At 74.1% G+C, this 21,914-nt stretch carries 16 protein-coding genes; 12 read left to right on the forward strand and 4 right to left on the reverse strand.

Annotation, left to right across the window (positions count from 1 at the left end):
* The first annotated feature begins 13 nt into the window (after positions 1–13).
* The 6 genes from C9F11_RS13985 (at position 14) to C9F11_RS14010 (ending at position 7,061) form a co-directional block, all read left to right on the forward strand.
* The gene (locus tag C9F11_RS13985) at positions 14–661 is read left to right on the forward strand and encodes a class F sortase (protein ID WP_138959607.1); all 648 of its coding nucleotides are present in this window, start codon (positions 14–16) and stop codon (positions 659–661) included.
* A gap of 414 nt (positions 662–1,075) precedes the next feature.
* Positions 1,076–2,293: an FAD-dependent oxidoreductase gene (locus tag C9F11_RS13990; protein ID WP_138959608.1), complete on the forward strand. Its 1,218-nt coding sequence runs from the start codon at positions 1,076–1,078 to the stop codon at positions 2,291–2,293.
* Between the two features lies 1 nt (position 2,294).
* Positions 2,295–4,841: a nitrite reductase large subunit NirB gene (nirB, locus tag C9F11_RS13995; RefSeq protein ID WP_138959609.1), complete on the forward strand. Its 2,547-nt coding sequence runs from the start codon at positions 2,295–2,297 to the stop codon at positions 4,839–4,841.
* Positions 4,838–5,182, forward strand: coding sequence for a nitrite reductase small subunit NirD (gene nirD / locus C9F11_RS14000; protein ID WP_138959610.1), 345 nt, complete (start codon positions 4,838–4,840; stop codon positions 5,180–5,182). The genes nirB and nirD overlap by 4 nt, the downstream gene beginning before the upstream one ends.
* 62 nt (positions 5,183–5,244) lie before the next feature.
* The gene (locus C9F11_RS14005; RefSeq protein ID WP_138959611.1) at positions 5,245–6,021 is read left to right on the forward strand and encodes a glucose 1-dehydrogenase; all 777 of its coding nucleotides are present in this window, start codon (positions 5,245–5,247) and stop codon (positions 6,019–6,021) included.
* Positions 6,022–6,128: 107 nt separating this feature from the next.
* Positions 6,129–7,061, forward strand: a complete 933-nt coding sequence (locus tag C9F11_RS14010) for an oxidoreductase (RefSeq protein WP_138959612.1) — start codon at positions 6,129–6,131, stop codon at positions 7,059–7,061.
* A gap of 13 nt (positions 7,062–7,074) precedes the next feature.
* Here C9F11_RS14010 and C9F11_RS14015 read toward each other — a convergent pair whose 3' ends face one another.
* Positions 7,075–7,659, reverse strand: coding sequence for a hypothetical protein (locus C9F11_RS14015; protein ID WP_249401726.1), 585 nt, complete (start codon positions 7,657–7,659; stop codon positions 7,075–7,077).
* A gap of 224 nt (positions 7,660–7,883) precedes the next feature.
* Here C9F11_RS14015 and C9F11_RS14020 point away from each other — a divergent pair, with 224 nt between their 5' ends.
* From C9F11_RS14020 to C9F11_RS14035, 4 genes are all read left to right on the forward strand, one after another.
* Positions 7,884–9,743 (forward strand): APC family permease, encoded by a 1,860-nt coding sequence (locus tag C9F11_RS14020; RefSeq protein ID WP_138959613.1) that lies wholly within the window; start codon positions 7,884–7,886, stop codon positions 9,741–9,743.
* Positions 9,744–9,970: 227 nt separating this feature from the next.
* On the forward strand, positions 9,971–11,230 hold the full coding sequence (locus C9F11_RS14025) for a sugar ABC transporter substrate-binding protein (protein WP_171075734.1): 1,260 nt from the start codon (positions 9,971–9,973) through the stop codon (positions 11,228–11,230).
* On the forward strand, positions 11,227–12,171 hold the full coding sequence (locus C9F11_RS14030) for a sugar ABC transporter permease (RefSeq protein WP_171075735.1): 945 nt from the start codon (positions 11,227–11,229) through the stop codon (positions 12,169–12,171). The genes C9F11_RS14025 and C9F11_RS14030 overlap by 4 nt, the downstream gene beginning before the upstream one ends.
* 3 nt (positions 12,172–12,174) lie before the next feature.
* On the forward strand, positions 12,175–13,011 hold the full coding sequence (locus C9F11_RS14035) for a carbohydrate ABC transporter permease (RefSeq protein ID WP_138959614.1): 837 nt from the start codon (positions 12,175–12,177) through the stop codon (positions 13,009–13,011).
* Positions 13,012–13,033: 22 nt separating this feature from the next.
* Here the strand turns inward: C9F11_RS14035 and C9F11_RS14040 are convergent, their stop codons facing one another.
* On the reverse strand, positions 13,034–14,569 hold the full coding sequence (locus C9F11_RS14040; RefSeq protein ID WP_249401727.1) for an alpha/beta hydrolase: 1,536 nt from the start codon (positions 14,567–14,569) through the stop codon (positions 13,034–13,036).
* 221 nt (positions 14,570–14,790) lie between these two features.
* Between C9F11_RS14040 and C9F11_RS14045 the strand changes: the two genes are divergently transcribed.
* Positions 14,791–17,562, forward strand: a complete 2,772-nt coding sequence (locus C9F11_RS14045; protein WP_138959615.1) for a BTAD domain-containing putative transcriptional regulator — start codon at positions 14,791–14,793, stop codon at positions 17,560–17,562.
* 150 nt (positions 17,563–17,712) lie between these two features.
* Positions 17,713–18,462 (forward strand): DUF4232 domain-containing protein, encoded by a 750-nt coding sequence (locus tag C9F11_RS14050; RefSeq protein ID WP_138959616.1) that lies wholly within the window; start codon positions 17,713–17,715, stop codon positions 18,460–18,462.
* A gap of 96 nt (positions 18,463–18,558) precedes the next feature.
* On the opposite strand, the gene C9F11_RS14055 is transcribed toward C9F11_RS14050, so the two are convergent.
* On the reverse strand, positions 18,559–18,795 hold the full coding sequence (locus C9F11_RS14055; RefSeq protein ID WP_138959617.1) for a hypothetical protein: 237 nt from the start codon (positions 18,793–18,795) through the stop codon (positions 18,559–18,561).
* A 359-nt stretch (positions 18,796–19,154) separates the two neighbouring features.
* Positions 19,155–21,881, reverse strand: coding sequence for a pyruvate, phosphate dikinase (ppdK, locus tag C9F11_RS14060; protein WP_138959618.1), 2,727 nt, complete (start codon positions 21,879–21,881; stop codon positions 19,155–19,157).
* Positions 21,882–21,914 lie beyond the last annotated feature (33 nt).

Here is a 21,914-nt window from a genome sequence, read left to right on the forward strand (position 1 = left end):
CCGAGGGGACGCCATGGCAGACCGCTCGCGCGCGGGCCGCGGCAGGGCCGGGACCGCGCTCATAGGGACCGTCACCGCGCTCGCCCTGTGCTCCGGCGCGTGGCTGCTGCACAGCGGCACGGCCGGGCATCCGCCGCCGCAGCCCTCGGCCGCGCAGGCCGCGTCGCCGGGGGCGCGTTCCGTGTCCGCCGCCGCGCCGCTGCCGCCCTCGCCGCCCGACCGCGTCCGCGTCCCCGCCATCGGCGTGGACGCGCCGCTGATGGGGCTCGGCCTGACCCGCCAGGGCAGCCTCGACGTGCCGCCGCCGCGGCACACGAACCTCGCCGGGTGGTACGAGGCGGGCACCACGCCCGGCGAACGCGGCACGGCGGTCGTCGCCGGGCACGTCGACAACGCCGACGGGCCCGCGGTCTTCTACCGCCTCGGCGCCCTCAGGAAGGGGCAGGTGATCGAGGTGGAGCGGCGCGACGGCACGGTCGCGCTCTTCGCGGTGGACGCGGTGGAGGTGTACGACGCGAAGTCCTTCCCGGACGAGAAGGTGTACGGGGCCGCGGCGCGGGCCGAGCTGCGGGTGATCACCTGCGGCGGGGCGTACTCCAAGCGCACGGGCTACCAGGGCAACGTGGTCGTCTTCGCCCACCTGACGGGCTCCCGCCAGTAGCGGGCGCCCCGCCCCGCGCGGCCCTTCCCCGCCGCCCGGCGGTCCTTCCCCGCCGCTCCGCGGCGGATTCTCCCACCCGCCCACCCGTGACTCCCGGCTTCGCCCGGCCCGGCCCCGACGCGGGGCGCCGCGGCCGAGTGGGTGGCTCCGCCGCTGCCGCGGCGGTGGTTTCCCTTCGCGGACCCGGGTGGGGGCGGGTGGGTGGGACCGCCCCGCGGTTCACGGCCGTCGGCCCCTGCCCTCCCCGACCCCTCCCGCTGTGGGCAGCTGGTCCGCCCAGGGGCGGAACGGGTGGGCACAGCCGACCGCCGCCCCGCACCTCACAGCTCCCCGGGCCGGGGCCTGAGGTCACCGTTCCCCCGGGGAAACACCGTGGTGGCCGTCGGGTAACACCCGGCCCGCAGGCTGCGGGGCATGACCAGTGACTGCGCGCGGACCGTCGTGGTGGGGGCCGGGCTCGCCGGAGCCCGGCTCGCCGCGCGGCTCGGCCCGGACGCCCTGCTGATCGGGGAGGAACCGTACGCCCCGTACAACCGCGTCCTGCTCACGGACGTGCTCGCGGGACGGCTCGCCCCCGAGGTGATCGCGCTGCCCGCCCCGGCCCGGCACCTGCGCACCCGGGCGGTGCGGATCGACCGCGCGGAGCGGGTGGTCCGGTGCGCGGACGGCTCCCGGGTGCCGTACGGCACCCTCGTGCTCGCCACCGGCGCGAACCCGGTCCTGCCCCCGCTGCGCGGCCTCTTCCCGCCGGGCGCCACGGACCTGCCCGGCGGCGTGCACGCGTTCCGCACCCTCGACGACTGCCTGGCGCTCTCCGCCGCCGTGACGCCCGGCTGCCGCGCCGTGGTCATCGGCGGCGGCCTCCTCGGCGTCTGCGCGGCCCGCGCGCTCGCCGACCGGGGCGCCCGGGTCGTCCTGGCCCAGCAGGGCGGCCGGCTGATGGAGCGCCAGCTCGACCCGGCCGCCTCGGGCCTGGTGCGCGAGCACCTGACGCGGCTCGGCGTGGAGGTGCACACGGAGTGCCGGGTGCGGGGCGTGCGCCGCGACGGGGACGCCGTGACGTCCGTCGAGCTCGCGGACGGGTTCGTGCTCGACACCGAGCTGACCGTCCTCGCCTGCGGCGTCCGCCCCCGCGTCGGGCTGGCCCGCGCCGCGGGCCTCGCCGTGCGCCGGGGCGTCGTCGTCGACGACGCGCTGCGCACCGACGACCCCCGCGTCCGCGCCGTCGGCGACTGCGCCGAGCACGACGGCCGCGTCCCCTGCCTGGCCGCGCCCGCGCTCGACCAGGCCGACGCGCTGGCCGCGGCCCTGACCGCGCCGGAGTCGGCGCGGCCCTACGCGGGCACCCGCTCGCTGACCCGCCTCACGCTCCCGCACGCCGAACGCCCACTGGACGTGGCCGCGTTCGGGGAGCCCGAGGCCCGCCCCGACGACGACGTCCTGCGTCTCGCGGACGCCACCCGCGGCACGTACCGCAAGGTCGTGGTGCGCGGCGACCGGCTCGTCGGCGGCGTCCTGCTCGGCGATCTCGCGGCGGTCGGCGCGCTCGCCCGCGCCTGGGAGGCGGACGAACCCCTGCCGGACGACGGCGTCCCGCCGCTGCATCTGCTCACCCACGACGGAGGTCACTGACATGCCGCCCACCCTTGTCCTCGTCGGCCACGGCATGGTCGGCCAGCGCTTCCTCGAGGAGCTGGCCGAGCGCGGGGTCACCGCCACGCACCGCGTGGTCGTCCTGTGCGAGGAGCCGCGCCCCGCCTACGACCGCGTCCGGCTCACCTCGTACTTCGAGGGCCGCACGCCGGACGAACTCTCCCTCACCGACCCGGAGTTCCTCGCCCGGCACCGCGTCGAGCTGCGCGTGGACGACCCGGCCGAGCGGATCGACCGGCAGGCGCGCACGGTCACCGCGCGCTCCGGGTTCACGGTCGCGTACGACACGCTCGTGCTGGCCACCGGCTCGTACCCGTTCGTGCCGCCGGTGCCGGGGCGGGACGCCACCGGCTGTTTCGTCTACCGCACCGTCGAGGACGTCCTCGCCATCGAGGAGTACGCGACCAAGCACGCCACGACGGGTGCGGTGGTCGGCGGCGGGCTGCTCGGCCTGGAGGCGGCGGGCGCGCTCCAGGGCCTCGGACTCGCCACGCACATCGTGGAGTTCGCGCCCCGCCTGGTGCCCGCCCAGGTGGACGAGGGCGGCGGCGCCGCGCTGCTGCGCACCCTGACCGGGCGCGGCCTGAGCGTGCACACGGGCGTCGGCACGCGGGAGATCGTCGCGTCGGACGAGGGCGCCGTGGCGGCGATGCGCCTGTCCGACGGCTCGGAGCTGGCCACCGAGATGGTGGTGTTCTCCGCCGGCGTCCGCCCCCGCGACCGGCTGGCCCGCGACTGCGGCCTGCCGGTGGGCGAGCGCGGCGGGATCACCGTCGACGGCCTGTGCCGCACCGGCGACCCCGCGGTGTACGCGATCGGCGAGTGCGCGCAGGCCGCGGACGGGCGCGTGTACGGCCTGGTCGCGCCCGGCTACGAGATGGCGCGCACGGCCGCCCAGGCCATCGCCTCCGGTACGGGGCAGGCGTTCACCGGCGCCGACCTGTCGACGAAGCTGAAGCTGCTCGGCGTGGACGTCGCGTCGTTCGGCGACGCGCACGGGGCCGCCGAGGGCTGCCTCGACGTCGTCTACTCCGACTCGCGCTCGGGCACGTACAAGAAGCTGGTCGTCGGCGCGGGCGGGGAGCTGCTCGGCGGCGTCCTCGTCGGCGACGCGGCGGCGTACGGCACGCTGCGGGCGCTGACCGGGCAGGTCCCGCCGGTCCCCGCCGAGCAGCTGGTGCTTCCCGCGGGCGCGGGCGCGGCGAAGGCGCTCGGCCCCGAGGCGCTGCCCGGCGACGCGGTGATCTGCACCTGCCACAACGTCACGAAGGCCGCGATCCAGGCCTGCGCGACACTGCCCGAGGCGCGGAAGTGCACCAAGGCCGGTACGGGTTGCGGCAGTTGCGTGAAGGTCATCGGGCAGCTCCTGCCGGACTCCGGCGACCAGGGGCTGTGCGGCTGCTTCCCGCACACCCGCGCCGAGCTGTACGAGATCGTCCGGGTCCGCCGTGTGACCTCGTACGCGGAGCTGCTTGACACCTGCGGCCGGGACGGCGCGCGCGGCGGCGAGGGCTGCGAGACGTGCAAGCCCGCCGTCGCCTCGGTCATCGCCTCGCTCGCGCCCTCGATCGGCGCGGACGGCTACGTCCTGGACGGCGAGCAGGCGGCGCTCCAGGACACCAACGACCACTTCCTCGCCAACCTCCAGAAGAACGGCTCCTACTCGGTCGTGCCGCGCGTGCCCGGCGGCGAGATCAGCCCGGAGAAGCTCATCGTGATCGGCGAGGTGGCCCGGGACTTCGGCCTCTACACGAAGATCACGGGCGGGCAGCGCATCGATCTGTTCGGGGCGCGCGTCGAGCAGCTCCCGCCGATCTGGGCGCGGCTCGTGGACGCGGGCTTCGAGTCCGGGCACGCGTACGGCAAGGCCCTGCGCACGGTGAAGTCCTGCGTCGGCTGGACCTGGTGCCGCTACGGCGTGCAGGACTCGGTGCGCATGGCCATCGGCCTGGAGCTGCGCTACCGGGGCCTGCGCGCGCCGCACAAGCTGAAGTCGGCCGTGTCGGGCTGCGCGCGCGAGTGCGCGGAGGCCCGGTCGAAGGACTTCGGCGTGATCGCCACGTCGGGCGGCTGGAACCTGTACGTCGGCGGGAACGGCGGCGCGAGCCCGCGCCACGGCGACCTGCTCGCCCAGGACCTGGACGACGGCGAACTGGTGCGCCTGATCGACCGGTTCCTGATGTTCTACATCCGGACGGCGGACCGTCTGGAGCGCACCTCGACGTGGCTGGAGCGGATCGAGGGCGGCGTCGAGCACGTGCGGGACGTCGTCGTCCACGACTCGCTGGGCCTCGGCGCCGACCTGGAGGCGCTGATGGCCGAGCACGTGAGCCACTACCGCGACGAGTGGGCGGCGACCCTCGACGACCCCGAACGCCTCGCGCGCTTCGTGTCGTTCGTGAACGCGCCCGGGGCCCCCGACCCGACGGTGGCCTTCGTACCGGAGCGCGAGCAGATCAAGCCGGACCTGCCGCTGCTGGCCATCGGCCCCCGCCGGGCCGCCGACCTGGAAGGAACCTCCGCGTGACGACGACCGACGCGAGCGTGCAGCTGCGGCTCGACGGCGGCTGGCTGACCCTGTGCGCCGCCTCCCGGCTCACGCCGGGGCGCGGGGTGGCCGTCCTGCTGCCCGACGGGCGGCGGCAGGCGGCGGTGTTCCTCGACCGGTCCCGGCGCGTGTACGCCATCGACAACCGCGACCCGTTCTCCGGCGCGGCCGTGCTCTCGCGCGGCCTGCTCGGCTCGGCGGACGGCCGCGTGTTCGTGGCCTCGCCGCTGCTGAAGCAGCGCTTCGACCTGGCGACGGGGCAGTGCCTGGACGATGACGACGTCCGGGTGGGGGTGTACGCGGCGCGGCTCGGGACCTAGTATTGGATCGCTCGGTCCAGAATGGGGCCGGGCCCGTCCGCGTCCCGCCGTAGGAGTCCGCCATGACCGTCGCCCCCCGCACCCGCTTCACCGGCCGCACCGCCCTCGTCACCGGCGGCGGCTCCGGACTCGGCCGCGCCGTCGCGCTCGCCCTCGCCGCCGAGGGCGCGAACGTCGTCGTCGCCGGGCGCTCCGAGGCCCCGCTCAAGGAGACGGTCGCGCTGATCGAGGAGGCGGGCGGCACGGGGCTCGCGCACGTCGCCGACGTCACGCGCGCCGCCGAGGTCCAGGCCCTGGTGCGGGCCGCCGTCGACCGCTTCGGCTCGCTCGACGTGGCGGTGAACAACGCGGGCGTCTTCAAGGGCGGCGCGCCCGTCGCCGAGCTCTCCGAGGACGACTGGCGCACACTGCTCGACGTCAACGTCAGCGGCGTGCTGTTCGCCCTCCAGGCCCAGGTGCGCCAGATGCGCTCCCAGACCGGCGGCGGCGCCATCGTGAACATCGCCTCCAACCTGGGCGCCCACAAGCGCCGCCCGGGCATCGCCGGGTACGTCGCCTCCAAGGCCGCGGTGTCCGCGCTGACGCGCGCGGCCGCCCTGGACCACATCCAGGACGGCGTGCGCATCAACGCCGTGTCCCCCGGCGCGTCCGCCACCACCATGTCGCTGCGGCCCGGCGAGACCGAGGCGGATCGCGCTGCGCGGATGCTGAACGAGTCGCCGCTCGGCCGGGTCGTGGACTCGGCCGAGATCGCGGCCGCCGTGCTGTACCTCGCGTCGGACGACGCGGCGTCGGTGGTGGGCACGGACCTCGTCGTGGACGGCGGGGCCTCTTCCTGACGTGGGCGTCCTGCGCGGGTTATCGGCCTTCGGCCTCGTCCTCAAACGCCGGACGGGCTTGAAAACGCCGCTCGTCCGTTCACGTGTTCCGGCGTACGCTCGCGCGCATGGGATGGAGCGCTGCCGACATGCCCGATCTGAGCGGACGCGACGCCGTGGTCACCGGGGCCAACAGCGGCCTCGGTTACTGCACGGCACGGGAGCTGGCGCGGCGCGGCGCCCGGGTGGTGCTCGCCTGCCGCAGCGAGGCGCGCGGCGCCGCCGCCCTGGACCGGCTCGCCGCCGAGGTGCCGTCCGCCGACGCGCGGGTGTGGCCGCTCGACCTCGGAGACCTCGGCTCCGTACGGGAGTTCGCGGAGCGCCACGACCGCGAGCGCGGCGGGCGGCTCGACCTGCTCGTCAACAACGCGGGCGTGATGGCCCTGCCCCACCGCCGCACCGCCGACGGCTTCGAGACGCAGTTCGGCGTCAACCACCTGGGGCACTTCGCGCTGACCGGGCTGCTCCTGCCGGCGCTCCTTGCCGCCCCGGGCGCCCGGGTCGTCACCGTGTCCAGCATGCTCCACCTGCTCGCCACCGTGGACCCGCGCGATCTCAACAGCGAGCACCGCTACCGCCGGTGGCTCGTGTACGCGCGCTCCAAGTCCGCGAACCTGCTGTTCACGCACGAACTGGCCCGCCGCCTGCGCAGTGCGGGCGCGGACGTCGTCGCGGCCGCCGCCCACCCCGGCTACGCCTCGACGAACCTCCAGGCGGCCGGGCCGAGGATGGAGGGCCGCAAAGCCGTGGAGGCGGTCATGGCGCTCGGCAACCGCCTGGTCGCCCAGCCCGCGGAGGCCGGGGCGCTCCCCGTCCTGTACGCGGCCACGGCGCCCGGCGTGCGCCCGGACTCCTTCACCGGGCCCCGCCTGCTCAACTGGCGCGGCTCCCCCGCGCCGTCCCTGCGCGCGAAGTGGACCCGCGACGACCGGGCCGCCGCACGGCTGTGGAAGGCGTCGGAGGAACTGACCGGCGTGCGGTACGAGGCCCTCAAGGGCTGACCGCACCGCCGCGTCAGCGCAGGCCCGACGCCTCGAAGACGGCCTTCGCGCAGCTGCCGTCCAGGCGAGCCGTGAGCCGGGCGAGGTCGGTCACCCCGCAGCGCAGCAGGCCCGACGCCCGGGCGGCGCGGGCCCCCGCGTCCAGGCGGTGCAGCAGCAGCGGGTTCTCGGCCAGGACCCTCGGGTCGAACTCGACCCGGTGGCCGAGCGAGTCGCACAGGACGAGCCGCGCGGCGACGGTCCGGCTGACGTGGACGCTGGTCAGCAGGTTCGTGCACACGTGCCGCTGCCGCAGCGGGCCGCGCACCGCGAGCCAGCCGGGGCCCGCCGTGACCCGCGCCGGGTGCAGGATCACGTACAGGAGCACCGCGAGGACCGCCCACAGGGTGACGCGGAGCGCGCTCAGCGTGCCCGCGCCCAGGTCGACGAGGACGATCAGGACGAGCAGGGCCAGCGAACAGAAGACGGCGGCCCGCAGGTCGGCCCCCCAGCGCCGGTCGGTCACCACCTCGTCCCGCGTCGGCATCCGGTGCTCGCGCGTCCCCCCGCGGACGGCGCCGCGGTGCGCCGCGGCCCGCGTCCTCCAGTCACGTCCCATGAGCCGCACCGTAGAGCGGCCGCACGGGCCCGGACGCGCTGTTGACGTACCGCATACACATTCATGCCACACCTTGACGCGAAGCTGACAGCTCTCCTTAACAAGCCGTCAAGAAGCAGCTCACCCCCGCCAAGGAGCCGCCAAGAACGGGCGCCGGGGCAGGTCCGCGCGCTGACGCTGAGGTCAGCCGCGTTTTTGGCCATCCCGTTCGAAAGGCACCCACCATGACGACCGTCTCCCAGCGCCCCGGCGCCCCGGCCATCGAGGAGCCCCCCGATACCGGTACCGGCGTCCCGGACCCGGGCGACCGTCACCGCCTCACCGCGCTGCAGGGCCTCGCCGCCCTCTCCCTGGACGCCATGGCCTCCGTGGCCTACGGGCCCGAGGCCATCGTGCTCGTCCTCGCCGCCGCCGGCGGCTACGGCCTCGGCTTCACGCTGCCCGTGACGCTCGCGATCGCCGGTCTGCTCGCCGTCCTCGTCGCCTCCTACCGGCAGGTCATCGCCGCCTTCCCCGACGGCGGCGGCTCCTACGCGGCCGCGAAGACGCATCTGGGCCGCCGCGCGGGCCTGGTAGCCGCCGCGTCCCTCGTCCTCGACTACGTCCTGAACGTGGCCGTGGCCGTGACCGCCGGTGTGGCCGCCCTGACCTCCGCCTTCCCCGAGCTGTACGGCGAGCGGCTGTGGCTGTGCCTGGGCGTCCTCGTCCTGATCACCGCCGTGAACCTGCGCGGCATCGTCGACTCGGCGCGGGTGTTCATCGTGCCGACCGCCGTGTTCGTGGGCGCGATCCTCACCATGGTCGCCGTCGGCCTGTTCCGGGACGGACCGGTCTCCACCGAGGCCGCCGCGGGCCACGCCTCCGCCCTGGCCGACAACGCCACCACGGTCGGCGCGCTGCTCCTCCTCAAGGCCTTCGCATCCGGCTGCTCGGCCCTCACCGGCGTCGAGGCGATAGCCAACGCGGTGCCGTCCTTCCGCTCCCCGCGCGTCAAGCGGGCCCAGCACGCGGAGGTCGCGCTCGGCGCGCTCCTCGGCGTGATGCTGATCGGCCTGTCCGTCCTGATCTCCCGCTTCGGGCTCCAGCCCGTCGAGGGCGTCACCGTGCTCGCGCAGCTCACGGACGCGTCCCTGGGCCACAACTGGGCCTTCTACGTGGTGCAGTTCGCCACCATGATCCTGCTCGCCCTGTCCGCGAACACCTCCTTCGGCGGACTGCCCGTCCTGATGAGCCTGCTGGCCCGGGACAACTACCTGCCGCACGTGTTCGCCCTCAAGGCCGACCGGCAGGTCCACCGCCACGGCGTGCTCGCGCTGGCCGTCGCGGGCGCGGCCCTCCTGGTCTTCTCCGGCGGCGACACCAACACCCTCGTGCCGCTCTTCGCCATCGGCGTCTTCGTCGGCTTCACGCTCTGCCAGACCGGCATGGTGCTCCACTGGCGCGCGGCGGGCCGGCCCGCGAAGGCGTTCCTGAACGGCTTCGGCGCGGTCCTCACCGGCGTCTCCGCGGTCGTCGTGACCGCCACCAAGTTCACCGAGGGCGCCTGGCTGATCGTGCTCGCGCTGCCCGCGATCGTGTGCGGCTTCGAGGTCGTGCACCGGGCGTACGGGCGCATCGGCGAGGACCTCGGCCTCGGCCGCGTACCCGAGCCGCCGCACCGCGACCACTCCCTGGTGATCGTGCCGGTGTCCGGCCTGTCCCGGCTCACCTGCGAGGCGCTCAACGCCGCCGTGTCCCTGGGCGACGAGGTCCGCGCCGTCACCGTCACGCACGACGACCCCGAGGACCGCGCGGCCACGGCGGCGCTGCGGCGCGACTGGGAACTGTGGAACCCCGGCGTCGACCTGGTCGAACTCCCCTCGGCCGCGCGCACGGTCGGGCGGCCCGTCGCCGCGTACGTCCGCCGGGTGTACCAGTACCACCCCGGCACCCGGGTCACCGTCCTCATCCCCGAGGTCGAGCCCGCGCACCTGTGGCAGCGGCTGCTGCAGAACCAGCGCGGCGCCGTCCTCGCCCACGCGGTGCGCCGCGACACGGACGCGGTCATCTGCCGCCTCCGCTTCCGGCTCGCGGCCCGCAGGTAGCCCGTACGCCGAAGGGGCGGCGCCCTGTGCGGGTGCCGCCCCCGCTGCCGCACCGAGCCGCGCTCGCAGCGGCCGCTCGGGCGCGGGCCTCCCACCGCGGGCCGGTCAGGGCCTGAGGGGAGCCGACCGGGGCAAACACACGGCCGCAATACGCCTGTCGTAATCCCCCTGCATGGTTGATCGTTGGGCCCGACACGTACCCGTCGATCCACGCAGGGGGACACGTCATGACCATCAACCGCAGGACACTGCTCGGCTCGGCCGCCGCGCTCGGGCTGCTCACCGCGTGCGGCTCCAACACCGGCCGCGACGGCGGCGGTTCGGGCGGCAAGGGACCACGGCTCTCGCACTGGTACCACCAGTACGGCGAGGCGGGCACCGAGCAGGCCGTCAAACGGTACGCGGCCGCGTACCGCGAGGCGGACGTCGCGGTCCAGTGGCGCCCGGGCAACTACGACGAGCAGACCGCCGCGGCCCTGCTCACCAAGTCCGGCCCCGACGTCTTCGAGGTCAACGGCCCCAGCCTGGACCAGATCCGGGGCGGCCAGGTCGTGGACGTCACCGACCTGCTCGACGGGGTGAAGGACGACTTCAACCCGGTGGTGCTCGCGCCCAAGACGTACGACGGCCGGATCTGGGCGGTCCCGCAGGTCGTCGACATGCAGCTGCTGTACTACCGCAAGAGCCTCCTGGCCGACGCGGGCGTCGAGCCGCCGCGCACCCTCGACGCGCTCGTCGACGCGGCGAAGGAGCTGACCACCAAGAAGACCAAGGGGCTCTTCCTCGGCAACGACGGCGGCGCGGGCGTCCTCGGCGGCACCCCCCTGTACGCGGCGGGCCTCACCCTCGTCACCGACGACGGCAAGGTCGGCTTCGACGACCCGGCCGCCGCCCGCGCGCTCGCCAAGGTGCGCGAGCTGTACAAGGCGAAGGCGCTGCTGCTCGGCGCGCCCTCCGACTGGTCGGACCCGTCGGCGTTCGTGCAGGGCCTCACCGCCATGCAGTGGTCGGGCCTGTGGGCGCTGCCCGCCGTGCAGAAGGCGCTCGGCGACGACTTCGGGGTGCTCGCGTTCCCCGCGGACGGTCCCGACGGCAGACCCGCCGTGCCGGTGGGCGCGTACGGCGCGGCCGTCAGCGCCCGCACCCGGCACAAGGACGCGGCCAAGGACTATCTGAAGTGGCTGTGGGTCGACAAGACCGCCTACCAGCGGGACTTCGCGCTCAGCTACGGCTTCCACATCCCCGCCCGGCTCTCCCTCGCGAAGAAGGCCGACGCGCTCGCCGAGGGCCCCGCGGCCGACGCCGTGCGCTTCTCCACCGAGAACGGCCACGCCGAGCCGCTCCTGTGGACACCCGCGAGCCGCGTCGCCTACCAGGACGCGCTCAGCCGCGTCATCAAGTCCGGCGCGAATCCGGAGAGCGAGCTGCGGTCCGTCGTCCGCAAGGTGTCGGCGGAGCTGTCCCGCGTGCGGAAGAAGTACGCGTGAGCGGCGGCCGCCCCGGCCTCGCGCGGCGGCTCGCCGGGCCGCAGAACCGCAACCTGTGGTTCTGGGTGTTCGTCGGCCCCTTCGTGCTCGGCCTGTTCGTCTTCACGTACGTCCCGCTCGGCTGGAGCGTCTACCTCAGCTTCTTCGACGCCCACAACACCGTCTCGCCCACGGAGTTCGTCGGCCTCGACAACTACACGGCGATGCTGAGGAACGACGCGTTCACCGACAGCCTGTGGACGTTCGCCGTGTTCACGGCCTTCATCGTGCCGACGACGTTCGTCCTTTCCCTGTCGCTCGCCCTGATGGTGAACCGGCTGCGGCGCGCGCAGGCGTTCTTCCGGTCGGTGTTCTTCCTCCCGGCGGCGTGCAGCTATGTCGTGGCCGCCCTGATCTGGAAGATGTCGATCTTCAACGGGGTGCGGTTCGGGCTCGCGAACACCGTGCTCGGCTGGTTCGGCGCCGACCAGACGGCCTGGCTTTCGACCACGGACCCGCCCTGGTACTGGCTGGTGATCGTCACCGTACGCCTGTGGCTCCAGGCCGGTTTCTACATGGTCCTCTTCCTCGCGGGGCTCCAGCGGATCTCGCCCACCCTGTACGAGGCGGCCGCCGTGGACGGCGCCCGGCCCGGCTGGCAGGTGCTTCGCCACATCACGCTGCCGCAGCTGCGCGCCACGTCCGTCGCCGTGGCGCTGCTCCTGGTCATCAACGCCTTCCAGGCCTTCGACGAGTTCTACAACCTGCTCTCCGACGCCCGCGGCTACCCGCCGTACGCCCGGCCGCCGCTGGTCTACCTCTACTACACGGCGCTCGGCCAGGGGCAGAACCTCGGCCTCGGCAGCGCGGGCGCGGTGCTCCTCGCCCTGATCATCGCGGTGGTGACGGTCGGGCAGGCGCGCTGGTTCGGGCTCGGCCGGAGCGACGAGAAGGGAGCCTGAGCCATGCACGACGCGTGGGTGCGCGTGGGCCGGGCACTGCGGCTCGCCCTGCTGATCGCCCTTGCCCTGCTCTTCCTGGTCCCGTTCTACCTCCTGGTGCGCAACGGCCTCGCCGCGGAGGAGGACATCACCTCGCCCGACTGGACGTTCTTCCCGTCCACGCTGCACTTCTCGAACGTCACCGAGCTGTTCCGGGACTCGACGGTGCCCATGGCCCGCTCCCTGCTCAACTCGGCGCTCATCGCGGTCCTGACGACCCTCGGCACGCTGCTGCTCGCCTCGCTCGCGGGCTACGGCCTGGCCCGCATCCCCTACCGCTACGCCAACCACGTGTTCTACGCGATCCTCGCCACGCTGATGGTCCCGGCCGCCGTCACCTTCGTGCCGAGCTTCGTCCTCGTGTCGTCGCTCGGCTGGGTCTCCACCCTGCGTGGCCTGATCGTGCCGACGCTGTTCTCGGCCTTCGCCTGCTTCGTCTTCCGCCAGTACTTCCTGGGCTTTCCCCGGGAGCTGGAGGACGCGGCGCGCGTGGACGGGCTCGGCTACTGGCGCACGTACTGGCGCGTGGTCGTGCCGAACACGCGGCCGGTGTTCGCGGCGGTGGGGACCATCGTGTTCATCGGCGCCTGGAACTCCTTCCTGTGGCCGCTGGTGATCGGCCAGGACCGGGAGGCGTGGACGGTCCAGGTGGCGCTCGCCTCGTTCACGACCTCGCAGGTGATCCGGCTGCACGAGCTGTTCGTGGCGGCGGCGGTGTCGATCCTGCCGCTGCTCGTGGTGTTCCTGTTCTTCCAGCGGTGGATCGTGGCGGGGGTGGAGCGGTCGGGCATCGACGACTGACCGGCCCACCCCCGCGGGGCCGCTAGAAGGCGTTCGGCGCGGCTCCGGCACGGCGCTGGCCGGGCGTGACGCGACACGTCACGTCCTTGGCCGGGAGCTTGCCGGTGGCCAGGTAGCGCATGGACGGGTTCTCCACGCACGGGTAGCGGTGCTCGCCGTTGAAGAGGACGCCGTGGCCCTCGCCCCCCTCGACGGTGATCATCCGCGAGCCCTTGAGGGCGCGGTGCATGTTCCGCGCGCCGGGGAGCGGGGTCTGCGAGTCCCACTCGTTCTGCACGAGGAGCAGCGGGACGCCGTTGTCCACCTCGGTGACGGGCTCGGCGCCCTCGGGCCAGTACGCGCACGGCGCGATGCCGGACGTGAAGTCCCCGTACAGCGGGTAGCGGACGGTGTCGCGCACCACGTCGCGGTAGTACGTCTCCGGGTCGCGGGGCCAGGCCGCGTCGGCGCAGACCACGGCGAACTGGGCGGCGAGTTCGTTGTCCTCGACCGGCGCCGCCGAGGGCCCGGACACCGTGGCGCCCGCCGCGGCGCGCTTGAGCTCGCGCACCAGCTCGGCCCCGCTGCGGACGGTGAAGAACTCGGGCCGGACGAGGTCACGCACTCCGGCGCCGTCGAGCTTCTGGCCGTCGACCACGATGGGCTCGCGGTCGGCCCGCTCCACGAGCTTCCAGAAGGTCCGCTGGACCTTCGCCGGAGAGGTGCCGAGGTGGTAGGTCGCGTCGCGCCCGGCGGTCCACTTCGACCAGCGCTCGAAGGCCGGTCCGACCTCCTGCGCCCAGATGCGGAACATGCCCCGCCACATCAGCCCGGGGTCGACGGCGCTGTCGAGGACGACCCGGTCCGCGCGCTTCGGGAACAGCTGCGTGTACACGGAGCCGAGCGCGGTGCCGTAGGAGACGCCGTAGTACGACAGCTTCTTCTCGCCGAGGGCCGCCCGCATGACGTCCATGTCGCGCGCGGTGTTGCGGGTGTTGATGTACGGCAGCACGCCGGGGTTCTTCGTGCGGCACCTGTCCGCGACGGACTTGGACCACTTCGCGTTCCGGTCGAACTCGGCCCGGGACCGGGTCGGCCGCGGGAAGTACTGGTCGGCCTCCGTGAGCCCGCAGCTCAGCGGCGAGCTCCTGCCGATGCCGCGCGGGTCGAAGCCGATCAGGTCGTACCGTTCGAGGACGGCCTTGGGCAGGCCCCGGGACGCGGCCAGGGGCAGGTCGAGCCCCGACGCGCCGGGGCCGCCCGGGTTGAAGGTCAGGATGCCGTGGCGCTTGCCGGGCTTGCTGGTCCTCACCCGGGAGATCTCGACCTTGAGGGTCTTGCCCCGCGGCGCGCCGTAGTCGAGCGGCACCTTGAGCGTCGCGCACTGGAACTTCGCGGGCATGTCGGCCGCGCACCGCTTCCAGGTGAGCTGCTGCTGGGTGTACCGCGTGAGGTCGCGCGCCCCGGCGTCGTCGGGCGCGGCCGCCGCCGGGCCCGCGGCCAGGGAGGGCGCGAGGGTCGCCGTCAGGCCGAGCGCGAGCAGTGGCACGACGAGGCGTCTCGGTGCGGAGTGGGCCACGTGGAGCTCCCTTCGGTTCGTGTGGACGTACCGCACTGTGGGACGCGAACGCGGGCACCTCGCCTCCGCCCGCCGCGCTCGGAACGAGCCAAAGGTGGCGTGAACGCGGCCAACCGGTGAAGGAGGGCGGCCCTCCGGTACAGGAAGGCGGCCGGCCGGTGCAGGAAGGCGGCGGCGGGCCCTCCGATAAACTGACCGCTTTCCCCCTGGAAGGTGCGCACGTGGAGTTCCGGCTGCTCGGAGCGGTGTCCGTCGGCACCGAGGCCGGTGAGCTGCACCTCGGTCCCGCCAAGCGGCGCAGCCTCCTCGCCGCCCTGCTGCTGCGGCCCAACCGCCCCGTTCCGGTCGAGCAGCTGACCGCCACCCTGTGGGAGGACGAGCCGCCGCCGCGCGCCCGCAGCGTCATCCAGGGCCATGTGTCGCGGCTGCGGAGCCTGCTGGCCGACGCGGGCGCCGAGGTGTTCGGGGTCGAGCTGGTCACGCGGGGCACGGCGTACCTCCTGCGGATGCCCGAGTCGCTGCTCGACGCCCACCGCTTCGAGGAGCTGGTGACGCTGGCCCGCGAGCAGCGCGCGCCCGGCGACGCCGTGGCCATGTACGAGGAGGCCCTGTCCCTGTGGCAGGGGCCCGCGCTGACCGGGGCCTATCCGAGCCCGCCGCTACTCGCCGCCGCGCACGCCCTGGAGGAGCTGCGGCTCGCCTCGGTGGAACTGCTCGCCGCGGCCTACGCGCGCCAGGGCGAGCACCACCGGGCGGCGGCCGTCCTTCGCGCGGAGGCCGAGGCCCATCCGCTGCGCGAGTCCCTCGCGGCCTCGCTGATGCGGGCGCTCCAGCGCGCGGGGCGCCGCTCGGAGGCGCTCGACTGGTTCCACCGCACCCGGCGGCTGCTCGCGGACGAGCTGGGCGTGGACCCGGGCCGAGAGCTCGCGGACGCGTACGCGGCGGCGCTGCGCGGCGCGGACGACGAAGCGGACGCCCCGGCACCGGCCCCTCCGGCGGCGTCCGCCCCGCCCGCCGCCCCGCCCGCGCCCGCCGCCCCGCTTCCCGCCCCGCTCGCGCCCCCGCCGCCCCGGCCCGCCGTCACCGTCGACCTGCTGCCCCGGATGCCCCGCGGCTTCCACGGGCGCGCCGCCGAGCTCACCGCGCTGTCCCGCGCCGCCGCGGGCGAGGCGCCCGTGTGTCTGGTGACCGGGCCCGCGGGCGTGGGCAAGACGGCGCTCGCCGTGCACTGGGCGCACCGCGAGCGCGCCGCCTTCCCCGGCGGCCTGCTCTACGCCGATCTGCGCGGCTTCAGCGACACGGGCGAGCCGGACCACCTCGAAGTGCTGCGCGAGTTCCTGCTCGCGCTCGGGGTCGGGCCGCGCCGGATACCGGAGTCGGCGGGCGGCGCCTCCGCCCTGTACCGCTCGCTCGCCGCCGACCGGCAGCTCCTCGTCGTCCTCGACAACGCGCGCGACTCCGCGCAGGTCAGGGAGTTGCTGCCGGGCGGCGCCCGGTGCGTCACGGTGGTCACGAGCCGGTACCGCCTGCGCGGCCTGATCGCCTCGGACGCGGCCCGGCCCGTGCCGGTGGACGTCCTCGAACCGGACGACGGCACGGCCCTGCTCTGCGCGGTCCTCGGCGAGGATCGGGTGCGCGCGGAGGCGGTGGCCGCCCGGCGCCTGGCCGAGCTGTGCGGCGGGCTCCCGCTCGCGCTGCGGGTGGCCGCGGCGCGGCTCGCGGACCAGCCGGACTGGTCCCTCGGCGCGATGAGCGCCGAACTGTCCGACGAGTCGCGCCGACTGGGCCTGCTCGACGTGGAGGACACGGGCGTACGGGCGGCGCTGCGGCTCACCGTGCGCCGCCTGCCCGCGGACGTCGCGCACCACTTCGCCCATCTGGGCCGCCACCCGGGCACGCACGTCGACCGGTTCACGGCCGCCGCCCTCGCGGGCACCGACCCGGAGGCGGCCGAGGCCGCCCTGGAGCGGCTCGCCGCGGCCCACCTCGTCACCCGCTCCGCGCCGGGGCGCTGGTCGCTGCACGACCTCGTGCGCCTCTACGCGCGTGACCTGGACGCCGGGCCCGAGGCGGTGCCCCGGGTGCTCGACCACCAGATCGCCACCGCCCTCGCCGCGATCGCCGCGGCCGAGCCGGGCGAGGAGGCCTGCTTCGGCCTGCCCGAGGACTTCCACCGGCCCGCCGCCGTACGGGAGTTCGGCGGCCGCGAGGAGGCCATGGCCTGGTACGCGGCCGAGCGCGACGATCTGACCCTGGCGGTCGGCGCGGCCCGTGCCGCCGCCCTGCACGGCAGGACCTGGCGGCTCGTGCTCGCGCTGTGGCCGCACATCGTGTGGCGGCACCGGGACGGCTGGGCCCCGCTCCTTCAGACCGCGCTCGACGCCGCCCGGGCCGACGCGGACGTGCGGGCCGAGGCGCGGGTGCGGGCCCTGCTCGGCTGGGTCCTCGCCGAGGAGGGCCGCACCGGCGAGGCCCTGGCCCATCTGGAGGCCGCGACCGGGCTCGCCGCGCGCGCCGGTGACGTGCCCGGGGAGGCGACGGCGCTGATCAACCTGTCGCTCGTCCAGGCCGCCCTCGGCGACCCCGAGGAGGCCGCGGAGGGCTGTCTGCGGGCCGCCTCCCTCGCGCGCGAGGCGGGCGACCGGCACACCGAGCGGCTCGCCCTGCACCATCTGGCCCGGCACCGCCTCGTCCTCCAGGAGTGGCGGGCGGCCCTCGACACGGCCACCGCCGCGCTCGCCGTCGACATTCCCCCGCAGACGTCGGCGGCGTCGCGGGTGCTGCTCCTCACCACGGCCGGAGAGGCCCTGATCGGCCTCGGCGACGAGGGCGGGGGCGTGTCCCGCCTGGAGCAGGCGGCCCACGAAGCGGAAGCGTCCGGTTTCGACGAAGGGGCTGTCGGGGCGCTCGGCGCGCTGCTGCGCGTCTCGGCGGACGTGGGCCTGCGGGCCCGCTACGACACAGCGGTGATGCGGTTCAGGGCACAGCCCTGAGGGCGGCCCGCAGGGGTGCGGGCGGCACGTCAGCGGGACATCAGCCGGGCGTAAGCGGAACGCCAGCGGGGGCGACGAAAGTAGTGCTCACAGCGGGGGCGACCCCGCGAGGACCGCACCGACCAGCACCACCGCACAGGGGGACCTTCCATGCGTACGTCGCGTATCCACACCACCGCTCTCGCCGCCGCGGCCACCGCCGCCCTGGCTCTGTCCCTGACCGCCTGCGGCAGCTCGGACGACAACGGCGCGGGGAAGCCCCGGGTGAGCACGGTCGGCAAGACCACGGAGTCGTCCGGCAAGTCCGCGGGCACGGACGCGGCGGGCACGGCGGACACGGCGGCGGGCACGGCGGCGAAGACCGGCGGCCAGGCCGCGGCGGGCGGCGGGCAGGCCGGGCCGTCCCGCTCCGCGTCGGCCTCGGTCGCGAAGGGCTCCGGCGCCGCCGTCGACGCCGCGCGCTCCGCCTCCGTGCGCCAGTGCGACGGTACCGAGATGTCGTACTCCGTCCTCCACCGCTTCGCGAAGCAGCGCGGCGAGCACCTGCTGATCACCGCGGTGAACGCCGACACCAAGCCGTGCTGGGTCACCTCGTACCCGTCGGTGATGCTCGGCAACACCGTGAACGTCCTCGGCCACTCCGCCAAGGACGCCCCCGGCGGCGCCGCCCGCATCACCGTCAAGCCCGGCGGCAAGGTCTACTCCGCCGTGAGCCTCTTCGCCGACGGCCCGCGGTCGCACACCTCGTCGAGCCTGTCCCTGGCGCTGCGCGACCGCACCGGCGACACCGGCCCCGGTACCGACCAGGAGGCCTTCGACGCCAAGGGCGCGCCGTCGAAGTTCACCTGGTCCAGCGCGGACGTCACCAACTGGAACACCGCCAAGCCGTACGGCTTCTGAGACCTGCCCGGACACCCCCCAGTCCCGGGCAGCCCGAAGGGGCGGCACCCCGTGCGGGGTGCCGCCCCTTCACCGTCGACCGGAGCCGTGTCCGCGCTAGACGGTGTGCCTGACCTGGTGGCTGTAGACGCCGACGAAGTAGTGCCCGAACTGCGGCGTGGAGAAGACGTAGTACGGCTCGTTCATGCCGGGGAAGAGCGGCCAGCGCAGGTCCACCTCGTTGACCGGACCGGTGTAGTGGGCCTTCTCCCGGAGGATCTTGTCCGCCTCGGTGAGTTCGAGGTTGACGGGCCAGGGGATGATCCGGTCCCCCGCCATGTACTCGCTCCTCATGAGGGTCGGGTGGTGGAGCCTGGGCGCACGGAGAGGCCACCGGGCACCGAGTGCGGATCCGACAGTGCCGGGGCAGCGGTGAATTGCGCCTCTTGTGCGCTGGATGGGCAACTGAAGCGCCTTGCCCGTAAAGGGAATTGTTACGCCCGGCTCTCGTGCCGCACCAGGAGCGGATTCGGTCAGCGGACACGTGACGCGATCAATCCTGCGCAGAGGTTGACGCTACGCACAGGGGCGGCACCCCCGCACAGGGTGCCGCCCCTTCCTCGTGGACCGGGGCCGTCGCCGCATCGGTTGAGGGTCGGGGACACGGCGACGGACCCGGGGTCTCTTCGGGCGGTGGGCGCCGCCCGGATTCCCTACCGGTGGTCGCTGCCCCGGGCCTGGGAGGCGGCGCGACCGGCTTCGAGGCGGGCGACCGGGATGCGGAAGGGCGAACAGGACACGTAGTCGAGGCCCACCTCGTGGAAGAAGTGCACCGACTCCGGGTCGCCGCCGTGCTCGCCGCAGACGCCGAGCTTGATGTCGGGGCGCGTGGCGCGGCCCGCCTCGACGGCGCTGCGCACCAGGGAGCCGACGCCGTCCTTGTCGATGGTCTCGAAGGGGCTGACGCCGAAGATGCCCTTCTCCAGGTACGCCGTGAAGAACGAGGCCTCCACGTCGTCGCGGCTGAAGCCCCACACTGTCTGGGTGAGGTCGTTCGTGCCGAAGGAGAAGAACTCGGCGGCCTCGGCGATCTGACCGGCCGTCACGGCGGCGCGGGGCAGCTCGATCATGGTGCCGATGGAGAGCTTCAGATCGGTGCCGGTGGCGGCCTGGACCTCGGCGATGACCCGGTCGGCCTCGTCGCGGACGATCTCCAGCTCCTGGACGGTGCCGACCAGCGGGATCATGATCTCGGCGCGCGGGTCGCCCTTGGCGTTCTTGCGCTCGGCGGCGGCCTCCGCGATCGCGCGGACCTGCATGGTGAACAGGCCGGGGATGACCAGGCCGAGGCGGACGCCGCGCAGGCCCAGCATCGGGTTCTGCTCGTGCAGCCGGTGCACGGCCTGGAGCAGGCGCAGGTCGTTCTCGTTGGCGTCCTTGCGGGACTCGGCGAGGGCGACGCGGACCGAAAGCTCGGTGATGTCGGGCAGGAACTCGTGCAGCGGCGGGTCGAGCAGGCGGACGGTGACCGGCAGCCCGTCCATCGCCTCGAAGAGCTCGACGAAGTCCTGCTTCTGCTGCGGGAGCAGGGCCTTCAGGGCCTCCTCGCGCTCCCCGTCGGTGTCGGCGAGGATCAGCTTCTCGACCATCTCGCGGCGCTCGCCGAGGAACATGTGCTCGGTGCGGCACAGGCCGATGCCCTGCGCGCCGAAGCGGCGGGCGCGCAGCGCGTCCTCGGCGTTGTCGGCGTTGGCGCGCACCCGCAGCCGGCGCTTGCCGTCGGCGAAGGCCATGATGCGGTGCACGGCCTGGACGAGCTCGTCGGCGTCGTCGGCGCCGGCGTGCATGCGGCCCTCGAAGTACTCGACGACCGGGGACGGCACGACCGGGACCTCGCCCAGGTAGACCTTGCCCGTGGAGCCGTCGATGGAGACGACGTCGCCCTCCTCGACGACGGTGTCGCCGACCGTGAGGCGGCGGCGCTTGGTGTCGACCTCCAGCTCCTCGGCGCCGCAGACACAGGTCTTGCCCATGCCGCGCGCGACGACGGCCGCGTGCGAGGTCTTGCCGCCGCGCGAGGTCAGGATGCCCTCGGCGGCGATCATGCCGTCCAGGTCGTCGGGGTTGGTCTCGCGGCGGATCAGGATGACCTTCTCGCCGGAGCGCGACCACTTGATGGCGGTGTAGGAGTCGAAGACGGCCTTGCCGACGGCGGCGCCCGGCGAGGCGGCGATGCCCCGGCCGAGCTGCTCGACCTTGGCCTCGTCGTCGAAGCGCGGGAACATCAGCTGCGCCAGCTGGGCGCCGGTGACGCGCTGGAGCGCCTCGGCCTCGCTGATCAGGCCCTGGTCGACGAGCTGGGTCGCGATGCGGAAGGCCGCGCCCGCGGTGCGCTTGCCGACGCGGGTCTGGAGCATCCACAGCTGCCCGCGCTCGATGGTGAACTCGATGTCGCAGAGGTCCTTGTAGTGGGTCTCCAAGGTCTCCATGATCTGCATGAGCTGGTCGTACGACTTCTTGTCGATCTGCTCCAGATCGGCGAGCGGGACGGTGTTGCGGATGCCCGCGACGACGTCCTCGCCCTGCGCGTTCTGGAGGTAGTCGCCGTAGACGCCCTGGTGGCCGCTCGCGGGGTCGCGGGTGAAGGCCACGCCGGTGCCCGAGTCGGGGCCGAGGTTGCCGAAGACCATCGAGCAGACGTTGACGGCGGTGCCCAGGTCGTGCGGGATGCGCTCCTGGCGGCGGTAGAGCTTGGCCCGGTCGCCGTTCCAGGAGTCGAAGACCGCCTTGATGGCGAGGTCCATCTGCTCGCGCGGGTCCTGCGGGAAGTCGCGGCCCGCCTCGGCCTTGACGATCTTCTTGAACTTGGTGACGAGCTTCTTGAGGTCGGCCGCCTCCAGGTCGGTGTCGACCGTGACCTTCTTGGCGTCCTTGGCCGCCTCCAGGGCGTCCTCGAAGAGGTCGCCCTCGACGCCGAGGACGGTCTTGCCGAACATCTGGATGAGCCGGCGGTAGGAGTCCCAGGCGAACCGCTCGTCGCCCGCCTGCTGGGCGAGACCCTGGACGGACTTGTCGGAGAGCCCGATGTTCAGGACGGTGTCCATCATGCCGGGCATGGAGAACTTGGCGCCCGAGCGGACCGAGACGAGCAGCGGGTCGTCGGCCTGGCCGAGCTTCTTGCCCATCTTCCGCTCGAGGGCGTCGAGGTGCGCGCTCACCTCGTCGCGCAGCGCCACGGGCTCCTCGCCGCTGTCGAGGTAGACCTTGCAGGCCTCGGTGGTGATGGTGAAGCCCGGAGGGACGGGAAGGCCCAGGTTGGTCATCTCGGCGAGGTTCGCACCCTTGCCACCGAGGAGGTCCTTGAGGTCCTTGTTGCCCTCGGTGAAGTCGTAAACGAACTTCACGCCCTGAGCTACGTGGGGATCTTTGTTTTCCGACACGGGTCTCGACTCCTCGAGGACGCGGCTGCCCTG

It is taken from the genome of Streptomyces sp. YIM 121038 (assembly GCF_006088715.1).
Lineage (GTDB): Bacteria > Actinomycetota > Actinomycetes > Streptomycetales > Streptomycetaceae > Streptomyces.

Excerpts from the sequence above, each read along its gene's own strand:
- C9F11_RS14005 (WP_138959611.1), top strand. The coding sequence starts at position 5,245 with ATGACCGTCGCCCCCCGCACCCGCTTCACCGGCCGCACCGCCCTCGTC.
- C9F11_RS14050 (WP_138959616.1), top strand. The coding sequence starts at position 17,713 with ATGCGTACGTCGCGTATCCACACCACCGCTCTCGCCGCCGCGGCCACC.
- C9F11_RS13985 (WP_138959607.1), top strand. The coding sequence starts at position 14 with ATGGCAGACCGCTCGCGCGCGGGCCGCGGCAGGGCCGGGACCGCGCTC.
- C9F11_RS14020 (WP_138959613.1), top strand. The coding sequence starts at position 7,884 with ATGACGACCGTCTCCCAGCGCCCCGGCGCCCCGGCCATCGAGGAGCCC.
- C9F11_RS14055 (WP_138959617.1), bottom strand. The coding sequence starts at position 18,795 with ATGAGGAGCGAGTACATGGCGGGGGACCGGATCATCCCCTGGCCCGTC.
- C9F11_RS14035 (WP_138959614.1), top strand. The coding sequence starts at position 12,175 with ATGCACGACGCGTGGGTGCGCGTGGGCCGGGCACTGCGGCTCGCCCTG.
- C9F11_RS14025 (WP_171075734.1), top strand. The coding sequence starts at position 9,971 with ATGACCATCAACCGCAGGACACTGCTCGGCTCGGCCGCCGCGCTCGGG.
- C9F11_RS14015 (WP_249401726.1), bottom strand. The coding sequence starts at position 7,659 with ATGGGACGTGACTGGAGGACGCGGGCCGCGGCGCACCGCGGCGCCGTC.
- C9F11_RS13990 (WP_138959608.1), top strand. The coding sequence starts at position 1,076 with ATGACCAGTGACTGCGCGCGGACCGTCGTGGTGGGGGCCGGGCTCGCC.
- nirB (WP_138959609.1), top strand. The coding sequence starts at position 2,295 with ATGCCGCCCACCCTTGTCCTCGTCGGCCACGGCATGGTCGGCCAGCGC.
- C9F11_RS14010 (WP_138959612.1), top strand. The coding sequence starts at position 6,129 with ATGGGATGGAGCGCTGCCGACATGCCCGATCTGAGCGGACGCGACGCC.